The sequence below is a fragment of the Streptomyces anatolicus genome (genome assembly GCF_019400875.1).
Lineage (GTDB): Bacteria > Actinomycetota > Actinomycetes > Streptomycetales > Streptomycetaceae > Streptomyces > Streptomyces anatolicus.
On record NZ_WMBF01000028.1, the window covers coordinates 20890 to 28163 of the forward strand.

Here is a 7274-nt window from a genome sequence, read left to right on the forward strand (position 1 = left end):
CTGCCTCGCGGGGCGGCGCAGCCCGGTTCGCGGTACGCCTTCTGCTGTGGTGGACGCATGACGTCCACTTCTGGCTCTTCTTCCGGCTCTTCCGGCTCGACCGGCGCTGGCTCACCCGGCTCTTCCGGCTCATCCGGCTCGACCGGCGCTGGCTCACCCGGTTCACCCGGCTCTTCCGGCCCACCGGCCTTCGCCAAGCCCCTCCGCCCCCTCCTCGCCCGCGGGCGCGACGAGAAGCACCGTGCCGCGACGCCACTCGAACTCTTCTTCGATCTCTGTTTCGTCGTGGCGGTGGCGCAGGCCGGTGCCGAGCTGGTGCACTCCGTCGCCGAGGCGCACGCGGGCGAGGGCATCCTCAACTACGCGATGGTCTTCTTCGCGCTGTTCTGGGCCTGGGTCAACTTCTCGTGGTTCGCTTCCGCGTACGACAACGACGACGTGCTGTACCGCGTGGTCACGCTGATCCAGATCGCCGGTGTCCTCGTCTTCGCCGCCGGGGTCTCCAAGGCCTTCCAGGACCACGACTTCCTGCTGATCTGGCTCGGCTACCTGATCATGCGGATCGCGCTCTCCTCGCAGTGGCTGCGCGTGGCCAGAGCGGCGAGGGGCGCCGAGCGCACCACTGCCCTGCGGTACGCGGCAGGTGTGGTGATCTGTCAGATCGGCTGGTCGGGGCTGCTGTTCCTGCCGCAGGGCGCCCGGCCCTGGCTCTTCCTCGTGATGGCGGTCGCCGAGATGTGCGTGCCGGTGGTCGCGGAGCGGGCGTACACGACGGCCTGGCACCCGCATCACATCTCGGAGCGGTACGGCCTGTTCACGATCATCGTGCTCGGCGAGACGATCGCGGCGGCGACGGTCGCGGTGAAGTCGGGCATCGAGGAGAACGACGCCCTCGACGAACTCCTGCCCATCGCCGCGGGCGGGCTGCTCATCGTCTTCGCCACGTGGTGGATCTACTTCGTCGTGCCCGCCCATGGCCGGCTGCGCGGCAACCGTCAGGCGTTCCTGTGGGGTTACGGCCATTACGTGATCCTCGGCTCGGCCGCGGCGATCGGCGCCGGGATCGAGGTGGCGGTCGAGCAGGCCGTCGGCAAGGCGCACATCTCGACCCTGGCCGCGTCGGCCGCGGTGACGGTGCCGACGGCCCTGTATCTGCTCACCGTCTGGGCGCTGCACTCCCGGTACTTCAAGGTGGGCATCGCGCAGCAAATGGTGCTGCCGGTGAGTGCGTTGGCGACGCTGGCGAGTACGTTCGCGGGGCGGTGGGCGGTGCTCGTGGCGGGCATCGTGGCGGTGGTGACGGTCGCGACGGGGGTGACGCTCACGGCCCGGATGAACCGTGCGGCCCGGCCGGGAGGGTCCGCGTAGGACGCAGCCCGGCCCGCATAAGGCGCCGCACGGCCCGCCTAGGGCGCCGCGATCGGTACGCGGGGCCGCCGCACACGGTACGCGGAGCCGGTGCGCGTGGTACGCATCGTCGTATGACTACTGACTCCCTGACCGATGTGGCGGGACTGCGCGTAGGGCACGCCACCCGGCGCGGCGGCGGGCAACTGACGGGCACGACTGTCGTGTTGGCGCCCGAGGGCGGGGCTGTCGCCGCCGTGGACGTGCGCGGCGGTGGGCCCGGTACCCGTGAGACCGACGCCCTCGACCCGCGCAATCTGGTGCAGCGAGTCGAGGCCGTGGTCCTCACCGGCGGCAGTGCGTACGGCCTGGACTCCGCGTCCGGCGTGGTCGCGTGGCTGGAGGAGCGGGGCCGCGGGGTGCGGGTCGGCGCCGATCCCTCCCACGTCGTGCCCGTGGTCCCGGCCGCCTGCGTCTTCGACCTGGGGCGCGGCGGTGACTTCAAGGCCCGCCCCGACGCGGCGACCGGCAGGGCCGCGGTGGAGGCGGCCGCCCGTACCGAACCGTTCGCCCCGGTGGAGGAGGGCAACGTCGGGGCGGGGACCGGCGCGGTGGTCGGCAGGCTCAAGGGCGGCATCGGCAGCGCGAGCGTCCGGCTCGACTCGGGCATCACGGTCGCGGCACTGGTCGTGGCGAACGCCTCGGGGTCGGGGTTCGACCCGGCGACGGGCGCGCTGTACGGGGAGTACTTCGCGGGGCGGCGGGTCGGCTACCCCGCGCCGGAGGTCCACGAGGAGGCCACGCGCCGCCTCGCCGACGCCGTGGCCGAGAGCGGACCACCGCCCCTGAACACCACCCTCGCCGTCGTCGCCACCGACGCCGAACTGACCAAGGCCCAGGCGCAGAAGCTCGCCGGGACCTCGCACGACGGCATGGCGCGTGCCGTGCGCCCCGTCCATCTGCTCAACGACGGCGACACGGTCTTCGCCCTCGCCACCGGGGAGCGCCCGCTGGACGCGGGGAGCCCGCTCGCGCTCAACGAAATCCTCGCCGCGGGCGCGGACATGGTGACGGCCGCGATCGTGCGGGCGCTGCTGGCGGCGGAGTCCGTCCGGACGCCGGGCGGCACGTTCCCGGCCTACCTCGACCTCTACGGAAAGGGACGCCACCAGAGCCCATAGAGACGCCACCAGAGCCCGTAAATGTGCCCGCGCTCACACCCCGCGGAGGGAACTACTCCGCGTGTGGGGCCGCTCTTTAGTCGTACTGGATCAGAACACGTACTTGGAGCAGCTCGTGACAAGGTCAGTCATAGTCAACCCCCGGCGCCGTGCCCTGCTGGCAGCCACCGCGCTCGCTGCCGTGGGCGCGCTGACCCTCACAGCCTGCGGCGGAGACGCGGACGCCGACAACGACAAGAAGGGTGCGAGCGCCGCCGCCAAGGGCGCCGACATCACCATCTCCTCCAAGGACGGCGCCACCGACGCCTCGATCAACGCCACCGGCGTCAAGGTCAAGCACGGCAAGCTGACCAGCGTGAAGATGACGTCGGTGACGTCCGGCGCCGCCGTCGAGGGCAGCATCTCCGCCGACGGCACCAGCTGGAAGCCCAAGGCCCAGCTGGAGCGCGGCACCAAGTACAAGGTGACCGCCAACGCCAAGGACGCCAAGGGCAACGCGGCGACGGAGAACGCGACGTTCACCACCGTCTCCTCCGCCAACAGCTTCATCGGCAGCTACACCCCGGACGGCGGCGCCAAGGTCGGCGTCGGCATGCCGGTCTCCTTCAACTTCGACAAGGCGATCACGGAGAAGAAGGACGTCCAGTCGCACATCACGGTGACGTCGAGCAGCGGCCAGAAGGTCGTCGGCCACTGGTTCGGCAACCAGCGCCTGGACTTCAGGCCCGAGGAGTACTGGAAGGCCGGCTCCAAGGTCACCATGAAGATCAACCTGGACGGCGTGAAGGGCGGCGACGGCATCACGGGCGTGCAGCACAAGACGGTCACCTTCACCGTCGGCCGCGCGCAGGTCTCCACCGTCGACGTCAAGACCAAGAAGATGACGGTCGAGCGGGACGGCAAGGTCATCAAGACCATCCCGATCTCCGCGGGCAGCCCGTCGAACCCGACGTACAACGGCAAGATGGTGATCTCGGAGAAGTTCACCCAGACCCGGATGAACGGCGACACGGTCGGCTTCGGCGGGGAGTACGACATCAAGGACGTGCCGCACGCCATGCGCCTGTCCACGTCGGGCACCTTCATCCACGGCAACTACTGGGGTTCGCCGTCCATCTTCGGCAGCGCCAACACCAGCCACGGCTGTGTCGGCCTCCAGGACGCGCGGGGCGCGGGCGACCCGAACACCATGGGCGCCTGGTTCTTCAACAACTCCCTGATCGGTGACGTCGTGACGGTCACCGGCTCCCCCGACAAGACGATCGCCCCGGACAACGGCCTCAACGGCTGGAACATGTCCTGGAGTGAGTGGACGGCGGGCAGCGCGACCTGACGCACCCCCGCGGGGGCGCGTCTCCCGCCTCCCGGCGCGCACCTCGCGCGCCCCTCAACTGAGCGAGCCACGAGGGAACTTCCCTCGTGGCTCGCGCGTTTTCCCGTTCCCGGGCACGATGTCCGACCCAGGGGCTACGGTATGCACTCACCAGGTGACATGCAGCAACGCCGGGAGAAGCCTTGAGCGTTCCGTACGAAACGGCGTACGAGCCACCCGAGTCGCCCGAGCCACACTCTCCGGAGGAGCATCTCGAGCGACTCCTCGGCCGCGCCCTGAACTCCTTCGACCTGCCGGACGAGGTCATACGCCGCCTCGAATCGGCCCTCGCGCACGACAGTTCCCTGCACTCCGCGCACCACAGCGCGGGCCTGCACCGCGAGACGTACAGACACACCTGGCTGCTCGCCGACGCCTCCGTGCTCACCCTCTGGGAGCTGGTCCACAACACCGCGCAGGCCAGCACCCCGACGTATGAGATCTACGCCGACGAGGAGGAGGCGGGCGTCGCCACCTCGCGGCTGCCGCTGCCGCCGGATCCGCCGCCGTGCGGGCGGCCCGTCGCGCTCCAGCTGCCCGCCGACTGCGGGCCCCGGCATGTGTACGCGCCGGACAACTCCGCGGACCACGCGCGCCGCCTGCTGCGCCGCGCGGAGAACGCCGACCGGCCCGGGCAGGACATCGCGCGACTGCTGCGCGCGGCTTTCGCACACCAGATAACGCAGGCGTTCGGCCGCCCCGGCCTGAGCGGCGAGGCGCGCGTGAGCTTCTCGCTCTACGAGCACGCGTTCCTGCTCTTCGACGGCGGCGAGATCAGCCTGTGGGAGGTCGAGCACACGCTCACCCCCGACGGCCGCCACATGTGCGAGGTGTACGCCACCGAGCAGGCGGCCCGCGCCGCGATGGAGCGCAGGGCGAGGAACGCGGCGGCGGGCTGACGGAGCGGGGCAGGCCAGGAGTGCGGGAGCGGGCTAAGAGCGCCGGTCTCCGTACTGACGTACGAGACCGGCGAAGGCGGCCCGCTCGTCCGCGGTGAGTTCCACGGTCTCCACGCGCGGCGGGCCCTGCTGGCCCGGCAGCACGGAGAGCGCCTGGGGCGCGCGCCACACGTCCGCGCCGGGGCGCTCCCTGCGCATCACCCGCACCAGGCCGACGGCCCAGACCGCGGTCGCCACGGCCAGCGCGGCGACGCCTATCTGCTGAACGATCGAGACATCCCGGAACATGCGGCCCAGTAGACAACAAGTCCCGGGACTTCCGACAGGGGGGTTATGAGGCTTAGGTCCTGAAGTGACGCAAGTCGCATATGCCCCTTCCCGTCTCCGGCACCGGATCAGGCGACCGCTCCGCCTCGGCTCAGGCGGACGCGGAAACGCGCTCCCTCTCGCTTTCGGCGGGGGCCGCCTGCGTGCTCGAAGGTGCCGTTCCGCGGGCGCTCTTGAGTACGACCACCGCCGCCGTGGAGACGCAGACCCCCGCAGCGATCGCGACGAGGTAGAGCAGTGGCTGACCGATCAGCGGGACCACGAAGACGCCGCCGTGCGGGGCGCGCAGGGTGCAGCCGAACGCCATCGACAGGGCGCCGGTGACCGCGCCGCCCGCCATCGACGCGGGGATCACGCGCAGCGGGTCGGCGGCCGCGAACGGGATCGCGCCCTCGGTGATGAAGGAGGCGCCCAGGAACCAGGCCGCCTTGCCGTTCTCCCGCTCGGTCTTGGTGAAGAGCGTGCCGCGCACGGTCGTGGCGAGGGCCATGGCGAGCGGCGGGACCATTCCGGCCGCCATCACCGCGGCCATGACCTTCAGGCTGCCGTCGGTCGGGTGGGCGAGACCGCCGACCGCGAAGGCGTACGCGACCTTGTTCAGCGGGCCGCCGAGGTCGAAGCACATCATCAGGCCGAGGATGACGCCGAGGATGATGGCGTTGGCGCCGGAGAGGCCCTCCAGCCAGTCGGTCAGCGCGTTCTGGAGGGACGCGATGGGTTTGCCGACGACGAGGAACATCAGGAAGCCGACCACCGCCGAGGAGATCAGCGGGATCACCACCACCGGCATGATGCCGCGCAGCACGGCCGGGATGCGGACCCGCTGGACGCCGAGGACGACACCGCCCGCGATCAGCCCTGCGGCGAGACCGCCGAGGAAGCCCGCGTTGATGGTGACGGCGACCGAGCCGCCGACGAAGCCGGGGACCAGACCGGGTCTGTCGGCCATGCCGTACGCGATGTAGCCGGCGAGGACGGGGACCAGGAAGGCGAAGGCGAGCCCGCCGATCTGGAACAGCAGCGCTGCCCAGCTGGTGTGGTCCGTCCAGATGAAGTGCTCGGCGACGGACGGCGCCTTGTCGATCTTCCAGCCGCCGATGGCGAAGCCGAGGGCGATGAGGAGGCCGCCCGCGGCGACGAAGGGGACCATGTAACTGACGCCGGACATCAGCCACTTGCGGAGCTTGGTGGCGTAGCCGTCGCTGCTGTCCCCCGCGCTGTCGACGGGGGCCGCGTTGCCTGGGTTGTCCGGCTTGTCCGCCGTCCCCGCCTCCGGGGTGGTCTCGCCGCGGGCGGCCTTTTCGCGGAGCTCCGTGAGGAGTTCCGCGGGGCGGTTGATCGCCGCCTTGACGCCTACGTCGACCGTGGGCTTGCCCGCGAAGCGGGGCTTGTCCCGCACGGGGACGTCATGGGCGAACAGGACGCCGTCCGCCGTGGCGATGACCGCCGGGTCGAGGCGGGTGAAGCCTGCTGACCCCTGTGTCTCCACGGTGATTTCGACGCCCGTCTCACGGGCGGCGGCCTCCAGGGACTCCGCTGCCATGTAGGTGTGGGCTATGCCGGTGGGGCAGGAGGTCACCGCTACCACGCGGAACGGTTCCGGGGTTTCTGGTTCTTCTTCTTCGGCGCTTCGCGCGGGTGTCTCTTCCGCCGCCGGGCCGTTGCCCCGGATCAGGTCCGTCGCCGACTCGGCGTCCGTCGTCGCCCTCAACGCGGCCGTGAACTCCGCGTCCATCAACTGCCGTGCCAGCGACGACAGGATGCTCAGGTGGGCGTCGTCCGCGCCCGCGGGGGCCGCGATCAGGAAGATCAGGTCCGCCGGGCCGTCCGGCGCGCCGAAGTCGATGCCGCGTGCCGAGCGGCCGAAGGCCAGGGTCGGCTCGGTGACGTGCGCGCTGCGGCAGTGCGGGATGCCGATGCCGCCGTCCAGGCCCGTCGGCATCTGCGCCTCGCGGGCCGCGACGTCGGCGAGGAATCCGTCCAGGTCGGTCACGCGCCCCAGAGCCACCATGCGCTGGGCGAGGGAGCGGGCCGCGGCTTCCTTCGTTTCTGCGGACAGGTCGAGATCGAGGTCGAGGTCGACCAGATCCGCGGTGATCATCTCGGTCATCGCGGGCTCCTTGGCTTCATTCGGGGGGCGTGGGGGCC

Annotated in this window: 6 protein-coding genes; 4 read left to right on the top strand and 2 right to left on the bottom strand. The window is 70.9% G+C overall.

Translation table 11 applies throughout. From position 1 onward, the window contains the following. Positions 1 to 57 precede the first annotated feature (57 nt). The 4 genes from GKQ77_RS05460 to GKQ77_RS05475 all read left to right on the top strand — a co-directional run bounded on the left by GKQ77_RS05460 (position 58) and on the right by GKQ77_RS05475 (position 4799). Positions 58 to 1368, top strand: coding sequence for a low temperature requirement protein A (locus tag GKQ77_RS05460; protein ID WP_219687557.1), 1311 nt, complete (start codon positions 58 to 60; stop codon positions 1366 to 1368). A 113-nt stretch (positions 1369 to 1481) separates the two neighbouring features. Further along, positions 1482 to 2528: a P1 family peptidase gene (locus GKQ77_RS05465; RefSeq protein WP_219687558.1), complete on the top strand. Its 1047-nt coding sequence runs from the start codon at positions 1482 to 1484 to the stop codon at positions 2526 to 2528. A gap of 115 nt (positions 2529 to 2643) precedes the next feature. After that, positions 2644 to 3861, top strand: a complete 1218-nt coding sequence (locus GKQ77_RS05470; protein WP_308117560.1) for a L,D-transpeptidase — start codon at positions 2644 to 2646, stop codon at positions 3859 to 3861. Positions 3862 to 4043: 182 nt separating this feature from the next. After that, entirely contained in the window at positions 4044 to 4799 is a 756-nt protein-coding gene (locus tag GKQ77_RS05475) for a DUF6227 family protein (protein WP_219687560.1), read from the top strand. 33 nt (positions 4800 to 4832) lie between these two features. Here GKQ77_RS05475 and GKQ77_RS05480 read toward each other — a convergent pair whose 3' ends face one another. Both GKQ77_RS05480 and GKQ77_RS05485 read right to left on the bottom strand, forming a co-directional pair. After that, on the bottom strand, positions 4833 to 5087 hold the full coding sequence (locus GKQ77_RS05480; RefSeq protein WP_219687561.1) for a hypothetical protein: 255 nt from the start codon (positions 5085 to 5087) through the stop codon (positions 4833 to 4835). A gap of 130 nt (positions 5088 to 5217) precedes the next feature. Continuing rightward, on the bottom strand, positions 5218 to 7236 hold the full coding sequence (locus GKQ77_RS05485; protein WP_219687562.1) for a PTS fructose transporter subunit IIABC: 2019 nt from the start codon (positions 7234 to 7236) through the stop codon (positions 5218 to 5220). Positions 7237 to 7274: the final 38 nt, after the last annotated feature.

What these genes read in the sequence shown, in the direction of transcription:
- GKQ77_RS05460 (WP_219687557.1), top strand. Translation starts at nt 58, where the DNA reads ATGACGTCCACTTCTGGCTCTTCTTCCGGCTCTTCCGGCTCGACCGGC.
- GKQ77_RS05465 (WP_219687558.1), top strand. Translation starts at nt 1,482, where the DNA reads ATGACTACTGACTCCCTGACCGATGTGGCGGGACTGCGCGTAGGGCAC.
- GKQ77_RS05480 (WP_219687561.1), bottom strand. Translation starts at nt 5,087, where the DNA reads ATGTTCCGGGATGTCTCGATCGTTCAGCAGATAGGCGTCGCCGCGCTG.
- GKQ77_RS05485 (WP_219687562.1), bottom strand. Translation starts at nt 7,236, where the DNA reads ATGACCGAGATGATCACCGCGGATCTGGTCGACCTCGACCTCGATCTC.